The 13,520-nt window shown below is 74.3% G+C and carries 12 protein-coding genes and 1 tRNA gene; 6 read left to right on the top strand and 7 right to left on the bottom strand.

Features of this window, described 5'->3' with window-relative positions; all coding sequences use genetic code 11:
* Window positions 1-26 precede the first annotated feature (26 nt).
* A complete protein-coding gene (locus ACFYZ4_RS18520; RefSeq protein WP_390784365.1) occupies window positions 27-935 on the bottom strand; it encodes a LysR family transcriptional regulator in 909 nt (302 codons plus the stop codon).
* A gap of 83 nt (window positions 936-1,018) precedes the next feature.
* On the opposite strand from ACFYZ4_RS18520, the gene lpdA reads away from it, so the two are divergent.
* On the top strand, window positions 1,019-2,428 hold the full coding sequence (gene lpdA, locus ACFYZ4_RS18515; RefSeq protein WP_390784364.1) for a dihydrolipoyl dehydrogenase: 1,410 nt from the start codon (window positions 1,019-1,021) through the stop codon (window positions 2,426-2,428).
* 51 nt (window positions 2,429-2,479) lie between these two features.
* Window positions 2,480-3,766, top strand: a complete 1,287-nt coding sequence (locus ACFYZ4_RS18510; RefSeq protein ID WP_351294444.1) for a M14 family zinc carboxypeptidase — start codon at window positions 2,480-2,482, stop codon at window positions 3,764-3,766.
* Here the strand turns inward: ACFYZ4_RS18510 and ACFYZ4_RS18505 are convergent.
* Together ACFYZ4_RS18505 and ACFYZ4_RS18500 are read right to left on the bottom strand one after the other, a co-directional pair.
* Entirely contained in the window at window positions 3,763-4,263 is a 501-nt protein-coding gene (locus tag ACFYZ4_RS18505; protein ID WP_390784363.1) for a GNAT family N-acetyltransferase, read from the bottom strand. The two genes, ACFYZ4_RS18510 and ACFYZ4_RS18505, sit on opposite strands and share 4 nt — an antisense overlap.
* A gap of 67 nt (window positions 4,264-4,330) precedes the next feature.
* On the bottom strand, window positions 4,331-4,894 hold the full coding sequence (locus ACFYZ4_RS18500; protein ID WP_351294384.1) for a DUF1707 and FHA domain-containing protein: 564 nt from the start codon (window positions 4,892-4,894) through the stop codon (window positions 4,331-4,333).
* A gap of 111 nt (window positions 4,895-5,005) precedes the next feature.
* Here ACFYZ4_RS18500 and treZ point away from each other — a divergent pair, with 111 nt between their 5' ends.
* Window positions 5,006-6,763 (top strand): malto-oligosyltrehalose trehalohydrolase, encoded by a 1,758-nt coding sequence (gene treZ / locus ACFYZ4_RS18495; RefSeq protein WP_390784362.1) that lies wholly within the window; start codon window positions 5,006-5,008, stop codon window positions 6,761-6,763.
* A 39-nt stretch (window positions 6,764-6,802) separates the two neighbouring features.
* Here treZ and ACFYZ4_RS18490 read toward each other — a convergent pair whose 3' ends face one another.
* The gene (locus ACFYZ4_RS18490) at window positions 6,803-7,942 is read right to left on the bottom strand and encodes an aminopeptidase P family protein (RefSeq protein ID WP_351294382.1); all 1,140 of its coding nucleotides are present in this window, start codon (window positions 7,940-7,942) and stop codon (window positions 6,803-6,805) included.
* Window positions 7,939-8,787 carry a LysR family transcriptional regulator gene (locus ACFYZ4_RS18485; protein WP_351294438.1) on the bottom strand — a complete coding sequence of 283 codons (849 nt, stop codon included), beginning with the start codon at window positions 8,785-8,787 and terminating at the stop codon, window positions 7,939-7,941. The genes ACFYZ4_RS18490 and ACFYZ4_RS18485 overlap by 4 nt, the downstream gene beginning before the upstream one ends.
* 77 nt (window positions 8,788-8,864) lie before the next feature.
* On the opposite strand from ACFYZ4_RS18485, the gene ACFYZ4_RS18480 reads away from it, so the two are divergent.
* The gene (locus ACFYZ4_RS18480) at window positions 8,865-9,683 is read left to right on the top strand and encodes a hypothetical protein (RefSeq protein WP_390784361.1); all 819 of its coding nucleotides are present in this window, start codon (window positions 8,865-8,867) and stop codon (window positions 9,681-9,683) included.
* A gap of 73 nt (window positions 9,684-9,756) precedes the next feature.
* A tRNA-His gene (locus ACFYZ4_RS18475) sits at window positions 9,757-9,829 on the top strand.
* A 74-nt stretch (window positions 9,830-9,903) separates the two neighbouring features.
* Here ACFYZ4_RS18475 and ACFYZ4_RS18470 read toward each other — a convergent pair.
* Complete coding sequence (locus ACFYZ4_RS18470) at window positions 9,904-10,659, bottom strand: alpha/beta fold hydrolase (RefSeq protein ID WP_390784360.1); 756 nt, start codon at window positions 10,657-10,659, stop codon at window positions 9,904-9,906.
* A gap of 72 nt (window positions 10,660-10,731) precedes the next feature.
* Between ACFYZ4_RS18470 and ACFYZ4_RS18465 the strand changes: the two genes are divergently transcribed.
* Window positions 10,732-11,463 (top strand): hypothetical protein, encoded by a 732-nt coding sequence (locus ACFYZ4_RS18465; protein WP_390784359.1) that lies wholly within the window; start codon window positions 10,732-10,734, stop codon window positions 11,461-11,463.
* On the opposite strand, the gene ACFYZ4_RS18460 is transcribed toward ACFYZ4_RS18465, so the two are convergent.
* Window positions 11,450-13,510, bottom strand: coding sequence for a phosphocholine-specific phospholipase C (locus ACFYZ4_RS18460; protein WP_351294373.1), 2,061 nt, complete (start codon window positions 13,508-13,510; stop codon window positions 11,450-11,452). The two genes, ACFYZ4_RS18465 and ACFYZ4_RS18460, sit on opposite strands and share 14 nt — an antisense overlap.
* Window positions 13,511-13,520 lie beyond the last annotated feature (10 nt).

Below are 13,520 nucleotides of genomic sequence, written 5' to 3'. Positions count from 1 at the left end.
GGATTGTGCGGGAGGCGTCCGCCCGCTCAGTCCGGCCGTGCGCCCGCGGCCGGAACGGCCGGGGCGCGGGCCCCGAACAGCTCCGCGAAGGCCTCGGCCGCACCGGTCAGCGGGACCCGGGAGAAGACCGCCAGGGGCCGGTGCCACGGCGGATCGAGGGAGAGCAGTACGCAGTCCTCGCCGACGGCGCCCCGGACCATGTGGGCCGGCGCCATGACGACGCCCACCCCGGCGGCCGCCATCCGTACGGCCGTCGAGGTGTGCTCCGTACGCAGCACCGTGCGCGGGGTGAAGCCGACCGCCCCGCACGCCCGGTCCAGTACGAGGACGCCGTCGGACAGCGGTTCCATCGCGCAGCGGATCCAGTCGCGGTCGGCGAGCTCGGCCAGACGGACGGCTCCCCGCCCGGCCAGCGGATCGTCGAAGGGGACGACGATGACCAGCTCCTCCCGTCCGATCCGCAGCAGCGGCCCCAGCCACTGCGCGGGCTCCGGACCCACCGCGAGGTCGGCGACGCCCCGCTCCAGCTGCTCCTCCAGCGCATCGGTGGAGCCGTACTCCCGCAGCACCAGCGACACCCCCGGATGCAGCGCCCGCCAGCGGGCGGCGATGCCCGGGAGCAGGCCGACGGCCAGGGCGTGCACGGTCGCGATGTGCAGTTCGCCGCCCGCCACTCCGGCGGCGGCGCGGGCCGCCCGCTCGGCCTGGCGGGCGCTGCGGACGGCGAGCTGCGCGTGCGGGAGGAAGGCACGGCCCATGGGGGTGAGCCGGACCCCGCGCGGCAGGCGCTCCAGCAGGGCGCCGCCGACGGACCGCTCCAGGGCCTTGACCTGGTGGGACAGGGCGGGCTGGGTGACGTGCAGGGCGTCCGCGGCACGGGTGAACGAGGACTCCTCGACGACGGCGAGGAAGTACTCCATCTGGCGCAGGCTCATGAGCCGGAAGCATAAAGAGCGTGCATGGGACCCAGAAGATCATTTCCTTGGACGTGGCGCAACGGGAGGTCCAGGCTGGGCACATGACCAACGACAGCATCGTGGACGTGATCGTGATCGGCGGCGGCACCGGCGGCTACAGCACCGCCCTGCGCGCCTCGGCCCTCGGCCTGACCGTCCTGCTCGCGGAACGCGACAAGGTCGGCGGGACCTGCCTGCACCGCGGCTGCATCCCCAGCAAGGCCATGCTGCACGCCGCCGAACTCGTCGACGGCATAGCCGAGGCGCGCGAGCGCTGGGGGGTCCGGGCGAGCGTGGAGTCGGTCGACTGGTCGGCGCTGACCGCCACCCGGGACGACATCGTCTCCCGCAACCACAAGGGCGTGGAGGGTCACTTGGAGCACGCCGGGGTTCATGTGGTGCGCAGCGGCGCGCGGTTGACCGGCCCGCGCTCCGTCCGGACCGAGGACGGGCGGGAGTTCACCGCGACCCGCGGGATCGTCCTGGCCACCGGCTCCCGGCCGCGGGTCCTGCCCGGTCTGGAGCCCGACGGGGCCACGGTGGTGACCAGCGACGACGCCCTGTTCGCCCCCGGGCTGCCGGCTTCGGTCCTGGTGCTGGGCGGCGGGGCGATCGGCGTGGAGTACGCCTCCTTCCACCGTTCCATGGGCGCCGAGGTGACCCTGGTCGAGGCTGCGGACCGGCTGGTGCCGCTGGAGGACGCGGACGTGTCCCGGCACCTGGCACGGGGCCTGAAGAAGCGCGGCATCGACGTGCAGACCGGGGCCCGACTGGAGGGCGCCACCGTGGCGGACGGAACCGTCAGCGCCACGGTGCGCACCGCGCGCGGGGAGCTGCGCGAGCTGACGGCGGAGCGGCTGCTGGTGGCGGTCGGGCGGGTCCCGGTCACCGACGGGCTGGACCTCGCGGCGGCCGGACTGGCAACCGACGAACGGGGGTTCGTGGCGCCGGCCGACTGGTCCCGGCTGGAGACCGCCGTCCCGGGCGTCCACGTGGTGGGCGACCTGCTGCCGCCGCCCTCGCTCGGGCTGGCGCACGCCTCCTTCGCGGAGGGGCTGCTGGTCGCCGAGACGCTGGCCGGGGTGGCGAGCGCACCGGTGGACTACGCGGCGGTGCCGCGGGTGACGTACTCGGCGCCGCAGACCGCCGCCGTCGGGCTGACGGAGGCGCAGGCGCGCGAGGCGGCGTACGACGTGGTGGTGAACACGATGCCGCTGACGGCCGTGGCGAAGGGCATGGTGCACGGGCAGGGCGGCACGGTGAAGGTGGTCGCGGAGCGGCACGGGCGGGTGCTCGGCGTGCACCTGGTCGGGCCGCACGTGTCGGAGATGATCGCGGAGAGCCAGCTGATCGTGGGCTGGGACGCCGAGCCGTCCGACGTGGCCCGCCACATCCATGCCCACCCGACGCTCTCGGAGGCCGTCGGCGAGGCCTTCCTGTCCCTGGCGGGCCGCGGCCTGCACCAGCAGTAGGCCCGGGCTCCGCGCGGGTACGGGCCCAGCCCGGCGGGCATGGCATCACTTGTGACTCTCCTCCGTGACATGCGCTACCCCACTCCGCACGAACTCGGGCTGGCCGCCCGCGCACTGGCGGACGAACACCCCGGCGAGGTCCGGCTCCGCCAGGCCGGCACCTCCCGGGCCGGGCAGCCGCTCTGGGTCCTGTCCGTGGCGGCCGTCGGCCCGAACACCCGCACCCGCAACGTCCTCGTCGTCGCCGGGGCGCACGCCAACGAGCCCGTCGGCGGTGCCACCGCCCTCTCGCTCGCCCGGCGCGTCCTGCACGAGCCCGCGCCGCGGGCCGGCTGCGGCTGGCACTTCCTGCTGTGCGCCGACCCGGACGGCGCGGACCTGCACCGCACGCCCCGCCCGTACTCGCTCCTGGACTACCACCGGAGCTTCTTCCGGCCGCCCGGCCCCGAACAGCCCGAGTGGGCGCCGTCTTTACTGCCCCCGGACCGGCTGCCGCCCGAGACCCTGGCCCTGACCGCGCTCATCGACGAGCTGCGGCCCGTGCTCCAGGTCTCGCTGCACGCCACCGATCTCGGCGGCTCCTGGGTCCAGCTCACCCGGGACATACCCGGCCTCGCCGAGCCGTTCGCCAAATCGGCCGCCGAGCTGCACATCCCGGTGGAGAACGGGGCCTCGGACGCCGCCGGCTGGCCCTCCCCCGGTCCCGGGATCTTCGTGATCCCGCAGCCGGGGAGCGAGGCCGCCGGGGCCTTCCACCCGGAGGACACGCGGCTCAGCACCTGGTACCACGCCCACCGGTACGCCGGCACCACCGCGATCGTCGAAGTCCCCATGTGGGCCTCCGACCTGGTGGACGATCCGGCCCCGCACGCCGACCCGCGCGGCGCCCTGCGGATGCTCGCCGGGCGGCTCACGGGGGACGCCGCGCTCGTCGCCGGGGTACGGGACCTGATCCGGTCGGGCCCGCCGCCGTACGAGGACCGGGCCACGGCTCCGCTGCTGCGCGCCGTGGACTGGACGCTCGCGCTGATCCCCCGGATCTCCGACGAGTGGACGGGCGACGGGGCTCCCACGGAGGCCACCGCGGCGTACATCGCCAGCATCGACGCCTTCGGGCGCCGGCTGTCGCTGCGCGCCGCCGCGATGCTGTTGCGGGTGCTGCGCGCGCAGGGGCATCCGGCGGCGCCCGGGCTGGACCGGCTGGTCACGGGGTGGTGCGAGGACTTCGCGGCCCGCTTCGGGGCCCGCTGGGTCCCGGTGGCCACCCAGGTGGAACACCAGTCCCGGACCGTCCTGGCCACCTACGAGCGCCTCGTGGCGGCCGACCGCTCCCCTTAGGCCTGGGCCTGTTCCACGGGCTCCACGGGCTCCACGGGCTCCACGGACAGGGCGTACCGGCGCTTCGGGAAGCCGGCGGCGCCGAGCCGGTCGTAGAAGCGGATCGCGCCCTCGTTCCAGTCGGGGGTCTGCCACTGGACCTGGTCGAGGCCGAGCTCGCGGGCCAGGTCCCGCACCCCCTCCATCAGGGCGGCGCCGAGCCCGTGGCCGCGGGCCTCCTGCGCCAGGTAGAGGCAGTCCATGTGCAGGTAGTGCCGGGCGTCCCAGAAGGCGAACTCGGCGGAGCAGGCCGCGTATCCGGCGACCGTACCGTCCGGGGTCTCGGCGAGCAGCACCCACAGCCGGGCGTCCTCGGCGAACAGCTGCGGGCCGAGCCGCTCGGCGAGGCCCGGCGGCCGCGGCGCCGACTTCTCGTAGGCGATGTGCTCGTGGACGAGCTCGGTCAGGCGGGGGAGGTCCCCGACGCGGGCACGGCGGATGACAGACGTGTGTTCCATGCCCGTCATCCTGCGCGGTGGCCCGTACGGGCGGACGCGCGGGGCGCCGACGGGCGGAGGGGACGGGCTAGCTCGCCGAGAGCCGGAAGGTCATCTTCCCGAAGCTGATCTGGTCCCCGGCGCGGACCACCGCGGAGCCGGTCACCCGCTGCCCGTTGACCGAGGTCCCGTTGGTGGACCCGAGGTCCTTGAGCACCCACAGCCCGTCGCGCAGGCTCAGTTCCGCGTGGGCCCGGGAGACGGTCTCATGGCTGAGCCGCAGTCCGTTGCCGGGATCGCGGCCGATCCGCAGGACGGCCGCGCTCGGATGCGGGAGCAGCAGCTTGGGCAGTTTCTCGGCGGCCCAGGCGTGCCGGATGCCGACGGACACGGCCGAGACCCGGCCGACCCAGCCGAACAGCCGACGGGTCCACGGGCCTTCGGCGGCTTCCCTTGCCTGGAGGTCGGCCGTGAGGACGGCAAGGTCCTCGGAGCGGCGGGCGACCAGGGCGAGTTCCATCCGGCGCAGGAAGGTGTCGTGGGACAGCTTGCCGAGGGCAGCGCCCTCTCTGAGCTGGCCCAGCGCCCGGTCGCGCTCGGCGTCGGACAGCCGCGGCGCGGGGAAGGCGGGGATCTCGAAACTCGACGTCACAGGGTGATTGTCGGCCCGTCGGGGCCGGAGTGTCCAGAACTCCCCCGCCACGCCCGGAATGATGGGCAGGATACGCATGCCGGCCACCGCCGCTGACGAGGGGACCGTCCGTTGCACTTCGAGGTGTGGGCACCGCTGACAGGTCATGTCGCCATGCGACTCGACGACGCCACGTACGCGATGGAGCGCGATCCGGAACGGTCCGGCTGGTGGACCGTGGAGGCCCCGGCCGGCGAGGGCAGCCGCTACGGGTTCCTGCTGGACGGCGACACCGTCCCGCGGCCCGATCCGCGCGGCCGGCGGCTGCCGGACGGCCCCGACGGGCTGTCCGCGGTGGTCGACTTCGAGGCGCTGGTCCAGGCCGTGGCCCCGCCGCTCCCGCCGCCGCACACCCGGCTCCAGGACGCGGTCCTGTACGAGCTGCACATCGGCACCTTCACGCCCGAGGGCACCTTCGACGCGGCCGCCGCCCGCCTCGGACACCTCACCGCCCTCGGCGTCACGCACGTGGAGCTGATGCCGGTCTGCTCCTTCCCCGGCCGGCACGGCTGGGGCTACGACGGGGTCGCGCCCTGGTCGGTGCACGAGCCGTACGGCGGCCCGGCCGGGCTGGTCCGGTTCGTGGAGGCGGCCCACGCCGCGGGGCTGGGCGTGGTGCTGGACGTGGTCCACAACCACCTCGGCCCGTCCGGCAACCACCTGCCCGCCTTCGGCCCGTACTTCACCGACGCCCACCACACCCCGTGGGGGGCGGCGGTGAACCTGGACATGCCCGGCTCCGACGAGGTGCGCGCGTACCTCGTGGGCAGCGCGCTGGCCTGGCTGCGCGACTACGGGATCGACGGACTGCGGCTCGACGCCGTGCACGCGCTGGCCGACGGGCGGGCGCTGACCTTCCTGGAGGAACTGTCCGGGGCCGTCGACGCGCTGGCCGCGGACAGCGGCCGGCCGCTGTTCCTGATCGCCGAGTCCGACCAGTGCGACCCGCGCACCACCACCCCGCGCGCGGCCGGCGGGCTGGGCCTGCACGCCCAGTGGAACGACGACTTCCACCACGCCCTGCACTGTGCGCTGACCGGTGAATCCCAGGCGTACTACGGGGACTTCGCCGAGGCGCCGCTGGCCGCCCTCGCCAAGACCCTGACCCGGGCCTTCTTCCACGACGGGACCTGGTCCTCCTTCCGCGGTCGCACCCACGGCCGCCCGGTGGACCGCCGCCGGACCCCCGCGCACCGCTTCCTCGGCTACACGCAGACCCACGACCAGATCGGCAACCGGGCGCTCGGCGACCGGCTCGCCGCCTCCCTCTCCCCCGGGCTGCTGGCGTGCGCGGCGACGGTGGCGCTGACCGGGCCGTTCGTGCCGATGCTGTTCATGGGCGAGGAGTGGGGGGCGCGCACTCCCTGGCAGTACTTCACCGACCACCCCGACCCGGAGCTGGCCGAGGCCGTACGGACCGGCAGGCGCCGGGAGTTCGCGGCGCACGGCTGGAAGGCCGAAGAGATCCCCGACCCGCAGGACCCGGCGACCCGCGACCGCTCCTGCCTGGACTGGTCGGAGCCCGAACAGGCCGCCCACGGCCGCCTGCTGGACTGGTACCGCACCCTGGTCGCGCTCCGCCGCGGCCACCCGGACCTGCGCGACCCGGACCTGGCGTCGGTCCGGGTCGCCCACGACGAGGAGCGCCGCTGGATCACCTTCCGGCGGGGTGACGTACGGGTGGCCGTGAACCTCTCCCCGGAGCCGGTGACGATCGCGCTGGGCCGCAACGGGGTGCGGGTGCTGGCGGCCTGGGAGCCCCTCGAACACCCGGGCCCCGACGGCCGGATCCACGTACCCGGCGAATCGGCGGTCGTGCTGGGGCCGTGAGGCCGCGGCCTCCACGGTCGCCGCGGCCCGCCGTGCGGGCTACTCGACGACGGCCAGCTCGCGCGGGGCGTTGTTGAGGCGGCGCCCGCCCTCCTCGGTGACGGTCACGATGTCCTCGATGCGGACGCCGAACCGGCCGGGCAGGTAGACGCCCGGCTCCACGGAGAAGCACATGCCGGGGACCAGGGGCTGCTCCTCGCCCTCGACCATGTACGGGGGCTCGTGGGTGGTGACGCCGATGCCGTGGCCGGTGCGGTGGATGAAGCGGTCCCCGTACCCGAACTCGGTGATCACCGCGCGGGCCGCCCGGTCCACCTCCTGGCAGGAGACCCCGGGGCGGACCGCCGCCACGCCGGCCTGCTGGGCCTCGCGGACGATGTCGTGGACCCGCTGCTCCTCGGCGGTGGGCTCGCCCACGTGCACGGTGCGGGAGATGTCGGAGCCGTAGCCGAACCGCAGGCCGCCGAAGTCGAGGACCACCATGTCGCCGCGGCGGATGACCCGGTCGCCGGCCTCGTGGTGCGGGTTGGCCCCGTTGGGGCCGGAGCCGACGACGGTGAAGTCGACCTGGGAGTGGCCGTGGGCGCGCAGCAGGGCGGCCAGGTCGGCGGCGACGTCCGTCTCCCGGCGGTCGGCGAAGGGCAGGTGGACGATCTGCGCGTACGCGGCGTCGGCGGCGGCCCCCGCCGCGGCGAGGCGCTCCAGTTCCCGTTCGTCCTTCACGGCGCGCAGCATGGGCAGGCAGTCGGTGAGCGGCGCGTGCGAGGTCCGCGGCAACTCCCGCTGGAGCCCGAGGAGGTGGAGGGCCCAGGTGTTGTCGCTCACCCCGAACCGGCCGGCCGGATCCAGCAGCGGGGCGGTCACGGCGTACGGGTTCTTCCCGTCGGCCCAGTCCCGCAGGGTCAGCGCGGCGGCGCCCGCGGCCTTGGCCGCGTCGGGGGCCTCCAGTGCGGGGACGACGAGCACCGGGTCCTGTCCGGCGGCCAGCACGAGCAGGGTCAGCCGCTCGGTCTCGGCGGTGGGCCGGTAGCCGGTGAGGTGCGTGAGGTCGGGCCCGGGGGCGATCAGCAGGCCGGCCAGTCCGGCGTCGGCGGCGGTCCGCGCGGCGGCGGCCATCCGGGCGGCGTAGTCGTCGGCCGTGAAGGGTTCCGGGTCCTTGAATGCGGCGTCACGTGTCATACGGGTGATCCTGCCGTGAGCCGGGCGGCGAGGGCAGCGGCCGCGCCGCCCGTCGGCGTGCCGGGCGTGAGGAGTTCCGTACGGTGCACCAGGCGCGGGGTGGACAGCGGTACGGCGACCCCCGCGCCGGCGGCCTCGGCGACCCGGCGCGGAAGCAGCGCGAGGCCGTGCCCGGCCGCGGCGAGGGCGCAGAGGGCGTGCAGGTCGGTGCCGTCGTAGCGGACGGAGGCGCGGGCGGCGGTGAGCGGCAGCCCCACGCCGGGGGCGTCGAGCCAGCGCGCGTCGGCGAGGTCGTCCAGCCGGACGGCGGCCCGCCCGGCGAAGGGGTGTCCGGCGGGCAGCAGCACGGCCAGTTCCTCCTCGGCCACGCCGGTCACGGTGAGGGGGGCCACGTCGGGCAGCCGCAGCGGGTCGCTGGGCGCGGCCGGGCCGTCGACGAGGCCGAGGTCGCAGCCCCCGGTGGCGACGGCCGCGGGCACCTCGGCCGGGGGCAGCACCCGCAGGGTGACCCCGGTGGCGGGCAGGGCCGCGAGCAGCCGGGGCCCGACGGCGAGCGGGGAGGCGGCGAGGGTGACCCGGCCGGGCGGGGCGGCGGTCAGCCGGAGCACGTCGGCGCGGGCGGCGTCGAGCCGCAGGAGCAGGGGTCCGGCGTGCTCCAGCAGCCGTGTCCCGGCCGCGGTCGGCGCGACCGGCCGGCGGGTGAGCAGCTCGGCCCGGAGGTCTCCTTCGAGGGCGGCGATGTGCTGGGAGACGGCGGACTGGGTGTAGCCGAGCTCGCGTGCGGCGGCGGAGAAGGAGGCGAGGCGGGCCACTGCGACGAAGGTGCGGAGCAGGTGCGGGTCCATGGTCATCAGGATCACTGATGGAGGGTGCAGGAACAATCGTTGGCGCTGAACGGGGAGCCGGCCGCAGGATGATCCACATGACCACCGCACAGACCGCACAAACCACACAGACCCCGCAGACCACACCGGCGGCCCGGATCGCGCTCGTCGGCGACCGCTCCCCGCACGTGAAGTCCCACACCCGGATCCCCCTCCTCCTGGACGCCCTGGCCTCCCGCGACGGACTCGTCCTCGACGCCTACTGGATCCCCACCGGTGACGCGGAGGCGGAGGCGGCCGCCGGGACACTGGCCCGCTTCGACGCGGTGTGGGTGCTGCCCGGGAGCCCGTACGCGAGCGAGGCCGGGGCGCTGGCCGCGATCCGGGTGGCCCGCGAGGAGGGCATCCCCTTCCTCGGGACCTGCGGCGGCTTCCAGCACACGCTGCTGGAGTACGCCCGGACGGTCTGCGGGCTGACCTCCGTGGCGCACGCCGAGAACGACCCTGGGGCGGCGGACCCGCTGATCGCGCCGCTCGCCTGTTCGCTCGTCGGGCACGAGGGTCTCGTACGGGCCGAGCCGGGCTCGCTCGCCGAGGCCGCGCTCGGCGCGGAGCGGTCGATGGAGCGCTACCACTGCTCCTACGGACCCGCGCCCCGGCACCTGCCGGTGCTCACCGCCCACGGGCTGCGGCTGTCGGGGCACGACGAGGAGGGCCAGGCCCGCATCGCCGAGCTGCCCGGGCACCCGTTCTTCCTGGCCACGCTGTTCCAGCCGGAGCTGTACGGGGACGGCTCGCGGCCGCACCCGATCGTCCGGGCCCTCGCCGCGGCGGCCGTCGCGCACGCCGCCGGCCGCCGGGACGGGGTCACGGCCCGGCTCGCCGACACCCTGGCCACCAGCCGCTCGGCCGGATAACCCGTCGCGGGACCACCCCGCAGATCGGCTATGCTGTGCATGCACGTCGACGGGTGGTCCGCCGCCCTTCGTGGTGGGTGTAGCTCAGTTGGTAGAGCACCTGGTTGTGGTCCAGGTGGCCGCGGGTTCAAGTCCCGTCACTCACCCTGATCCCCCGGGGTACGAGGTCTCCTCGTACCCCGGGGATTTTTTGCGTTCGGTGCCCGGCGCGCGGCCGCGGCTAGTCGCGCAGGTAGGCCTCGACCTCGGTGACGAAGGCCACGGGGGTCTCGTGCGGCGGGTAGTGGCCGGCCCCGGGGAGGGTGCGGATGCGGCAGTTCGGGTACCAGACCTGCCAGGTGGCGCGCATCACGTCGGCGGTGAGCGCGAGGTCGTACTCGCCGACCAGGACGAGCACCGGCACCGTGTTGCCCTTGACGGCGTCGGACAGGTCGAGGGACTGCCAGCTCGCGAGGTAGTCGGCGAAGGCCTCCGGGCGGGAGATCTCCAGGGAGTGGGCGACCATCCGGTCGATCCAGCGCCGGCTCGCCCGGTTGCCGGTGACGAGGTCGAGGATGGTGCGCCGGTTCTCGGGGCTCTCCGCGGCGCCGAAGAAGAGGGTGCGGGTGGTGTCGTCCATCTCGTACGGGGCGGCCGGGACCGGGTTGATCCCGACGAGCTTCTCGATCCGCTCGGGGGCGCGCACGAGGACCTGCTGGGCCGCCTTGCCGCCCATGGAGTGGCCGAGCAGGGAGAAGGTGGACCAGCCGAGCTGGTCGGCGAGTTCCAGGACGTCGTCGGCGATCTCGCCGAGGGTGTGACGGCCCGTCACGTCCCGGCGTTCGCCGTAGCCGCGGTAGTCGAGGAAGGCGTACGAGAACCCCTCGGGGTCCAGGTGGTCCAGCACGGAGCCCCAGTTGGCAGAGGTCCCGAACCAGTCGTGCAGCACGATGACGCGAAGGGGTCCGGTACCGATCCTGCGGTGGGCGATGGCCATGCGTTCTCCCTCGGTGACGGGGGCGACGTAAACGGACCCGTACGTTCTGCCCACCGGGTCTACGATCACACCGTGAAGCCGACATCGCGCACGGTGCGCATCGCCGTCACGGCCTCCCGGACCGGCACCGACCACCCGCACCCGCACCACCCGAAGGAGTACGAGGTCCTCGACCGGGCCGAGATCGCGGAGGTGCTCGCCCTGTGGCCGCGGCACGCGGCGCACGACGACTTCGAGTGCATGTGCCACGGGGACGGCGGGCTCTCGCTGTACGAGGCCGGCGGTGAGCGCATCGGGTCCGCCGCGCCGGCCGGTCCGCTCCGGACGCTGTTCGACCCGTTCTCCCCCGACGGGATCCCGGCCCGGCACCGCGCCCGGTGGGCCGCGGCGGCGCCCGAGGGCCTGCGGGAGTTCGCCCGCTCCCTGGCCGCGGGCGAGGAGGAGCCGCCCCCGCCGCACGGGGTCCCGCCCCGCATGGTGTTCGGCTGGCTGGGCGCCGTACGGGAGGAGCCGCGCGACGCGGCCCGGCTCCTCGCGGAACGGGCCCCCGGCCTGCTGCTGGCCGGAAGGCCCACGGAGGAACTCGCCTGGGCGGTACGGGAGACGGACCGCACCGGCCTGGCGGGCGCCGTGCGGTTCTTCGCGAGCGAGGAGTTCACCACCCGGCACCCGAAGCGGCGCCGGGTCCCGGACACCGCCCGCGACCTCCTGCTCCGGTACGCCCGCAGCCACCGCCCCGAGGACCTCCCGGTCCTGGAACGGCGGCTGCTGCGCACGCCGGAGGACCGCGTCAGACGGTCTTGATCGCCGGGTCGGAGACGCCCGGGGCGCCCGTCTCCACGTGGCCCGCGAAGCGGCGCAGGAAGGTGGCGTCGGCGTCGGAGACGACGTTCACGTCGTACCAGCGGCCCGTGGCGCCGAGGGCCACCGTGTGCGCGGCGGTGCCGCCGGCCGGGACCCGGACGACCTGCGCGGCGCCGCCGTAGGCGTTGGTCACCGTGAGGTTGACGGCCGCCGTACCGGAGTTGGTCAGCGTCAGGGCCAGGTCGCCGGTGCCGGCGACGTGGCGGGCCGTGACCTCGGGGCCGGTCTTCTTCGCCGGGCCCTTCCAGGTGCGCAGGAAGCCGTTGGGACCCCACACCGACAGGTTGATCTGGTTGCCGGTCGAACTGCTCGTGGACCAGGTGTCCGAGAGGGTCTTGCCCGCCTCGACCGTGTAGGGCCAGGGGCCGTCCGTACGGTTGCCCGAGGTGCTGTGGAAGTGGGCGCCGAGGGTGGGGCCGGAGGAGAAGGTGAGGGTGAACTTGCCCGTGGAGGTGGTGCGGGCGCCGTCCACGTACGGGCTGTAGCCCAGGGCGCGGGTCGGCTTGGAGCCGGCCTCCTGCTTCGGCAGGGTGCCCGTGGCCGGCGGGGTCGGGTGGTAGGACGGGTGGCGGTTCTTGTCCGGCGGGACGTACCCGGCCGTGGAGGGCAGGGCGGCGGGCGCGGCGTCGGCGCGGGTGAAGTCGAAGGCCGAGGTGAGGTCGCCGCAGACGGCGCGGCGCCACGGGGAGATGTTGGGCTCCTGCACCCCGAAGCGCTTCTCCATGAAGCGGATCACGGAGGTGTGGTCGAAGGTCTCGGAGCAGACGTAGCCGCCCTTGCTCCACGGGGAGACCACGATCATCGGCACGCGGGGGCCGAGGCCGTACGGTCCGGCCGCGTAGCCGCCGCCACCGGCGTACAGGTCCTTGGACACGTCGGCCGTGGACAGGCCCCAGGCCGAGGAGGTGGGCGGGTACGGCGGGACCACGTGGTCGAAGAAGCCGTCGTTCTCGTCGTAGGTGATGAAGAGGGCGGTCTTCGCCCACACCGCGGGGTTCGCCGTCAGCGCGTCCAGGACCTGCGAGATGTACCAGGCGCCGAAGTTCGTCGGCCAGTTGGCGTGCTCGCTGAAGGCCTCGGGGGCCGCGATCCAGGAGACGGAGGGTAGGGTGCCGTTCACCACGTCCGCGCGCAGCCGGTCGAAGTAGCCTTCGCCCGCCTTGACGTTGGTGCCGGTGCGCGCCTTCTCGTACAGGGCGCTGCCGGGCTGGGCGTTGCGATAGGTGTTGAAGTACAGCAGCGAGTTGTCGCCGTAGTTGCCGCGGAAGGCGTCGTTGATCCAGCCCCAGGAGCCGGCCGCGTTCAGGCCGTCGCCGACGTCCTGGTAGACCTTCCAGGAGACACCGGCGGACTCCAGTCGCTCGGGGTACGTCTTCCAGCCGTACCCGGCCTCCTGGTTGCCGAGGACCGGGCCGCCGCCCACGCCGTCGTTGCCCGTGTAACCCGTCCACAGGTAGTAGCGGTTCGGGTCCGTGGCGCCGATGAAGGAGCAGTGGTAGGCGTCGCACACCGTGAAGGCGTCGGCGAGGGCGTAGTGGAACGGGATGTCGTTCCGGGTCATGTACGACATGGTGGTGGCCGTCTTGGCCGGGATCCACTTGTCGTACTTGCCGTTGTTGTACGCCTGGTGGCCGCCGGCCCAGTCGTGGTTCAGCCCCTCCAGGAACTGCATCCCGAGGTCCGCGACCTGCGGGTTGAAGGGCAGGACGTCCTTGGTCCCGTTGGACTGGAAGAAGACGGACTTGCCGTTGTCCTGGAGGACGGGGCGCGGGTCGCCGAAGCCCCGGACACCCTTCATCGCGCCGAAGTAGTGGTCGAAGGACCGGTTCTCCTGCATCAGGACGACGACGTGCTCGATGTCCTGGATCGTGCCGGTGGTGCCCTGCGCCGGGATGGCGGCGGCCCGCGCGATGCTGTCGTTCAGCATCGTGAGGGCGGCGGTGCCGCCGGCTATCTGCAGGAACCTGCGACGGTTGAGTTCTGCCATGGCGTGACGA

It is taken from the genome of Streptomyces sp. NPDC001513, from assembly GCF_042894695.1.
Taxonomy (GTDB): Bacteria; Actinomycetota; Actinomycetes; order Streptomycetales; family Streptomycetaceae; genus Streptomyces.
This window is presented reverse-complemented; position numbering and strand designations above follow the sequence as displayed.

Bases quoted from the DNA above. Each gene is read 5' to 3' on its own strand.
- ACFYZ4_RS18470 (WP_390784360.1), bottom strand. From the start codon at position 10,659: ATGGCCATCGCCCACCGCAGGATCGGTACCGGACCCCTTCGCGTCATC.
- ACFYZ4_RS18505 (WP_390784363.1), bottom strand. From the start codon at position 4,263: ATGGAACACACGTCTGTCATCCGCCGTGCCCGCGTCGGGGACCTCCCC.
- ACFYZ4_RS18480 (WP_390784361.1), top strand. From the start codon at position 8,865: ATGACCACCGCACAGACCGCACAAACCACACAGACCCCGCAGACCACA.
- ACFYZ4_RS18520 (WP_390784365.1), bottom strand. From the start codon at position 935: ATGAGCCTGCGCCAGATGGAGTACTTCCTCGCCGTCGTCGAGGAGTCC.
- lpdA (WP_390784364.1), top strand. From the start codon at position 1,019: ATGACCAACGACAGCATCGTGGACGTGATCGTGATCGGCGGCGGCACC.
- ACFYZ4_RS18485 (WP_351294438.1), bottom strand. From the start codon at position 8,787: ATGGACCCGCACCTGCTCCGCACCTTCGTCGCAGTGGCCCGCCTCGCC.
- ACFYZ4_RS18460 (WP_351294373.1), bottom strand. From the start codon at position 13,510: ATGGCAGAACTCAACCGTCGCAGGTTCCTGCAGATAGCCGGCGGCACC.
- ACFYZ4_RS18490 (WP_351294382.1), bottom strand. From the start codon at position 7,942: ATGACACGTGACGCCGCATTCAAGGACCCGGAACCCTTCACGGCCGAC.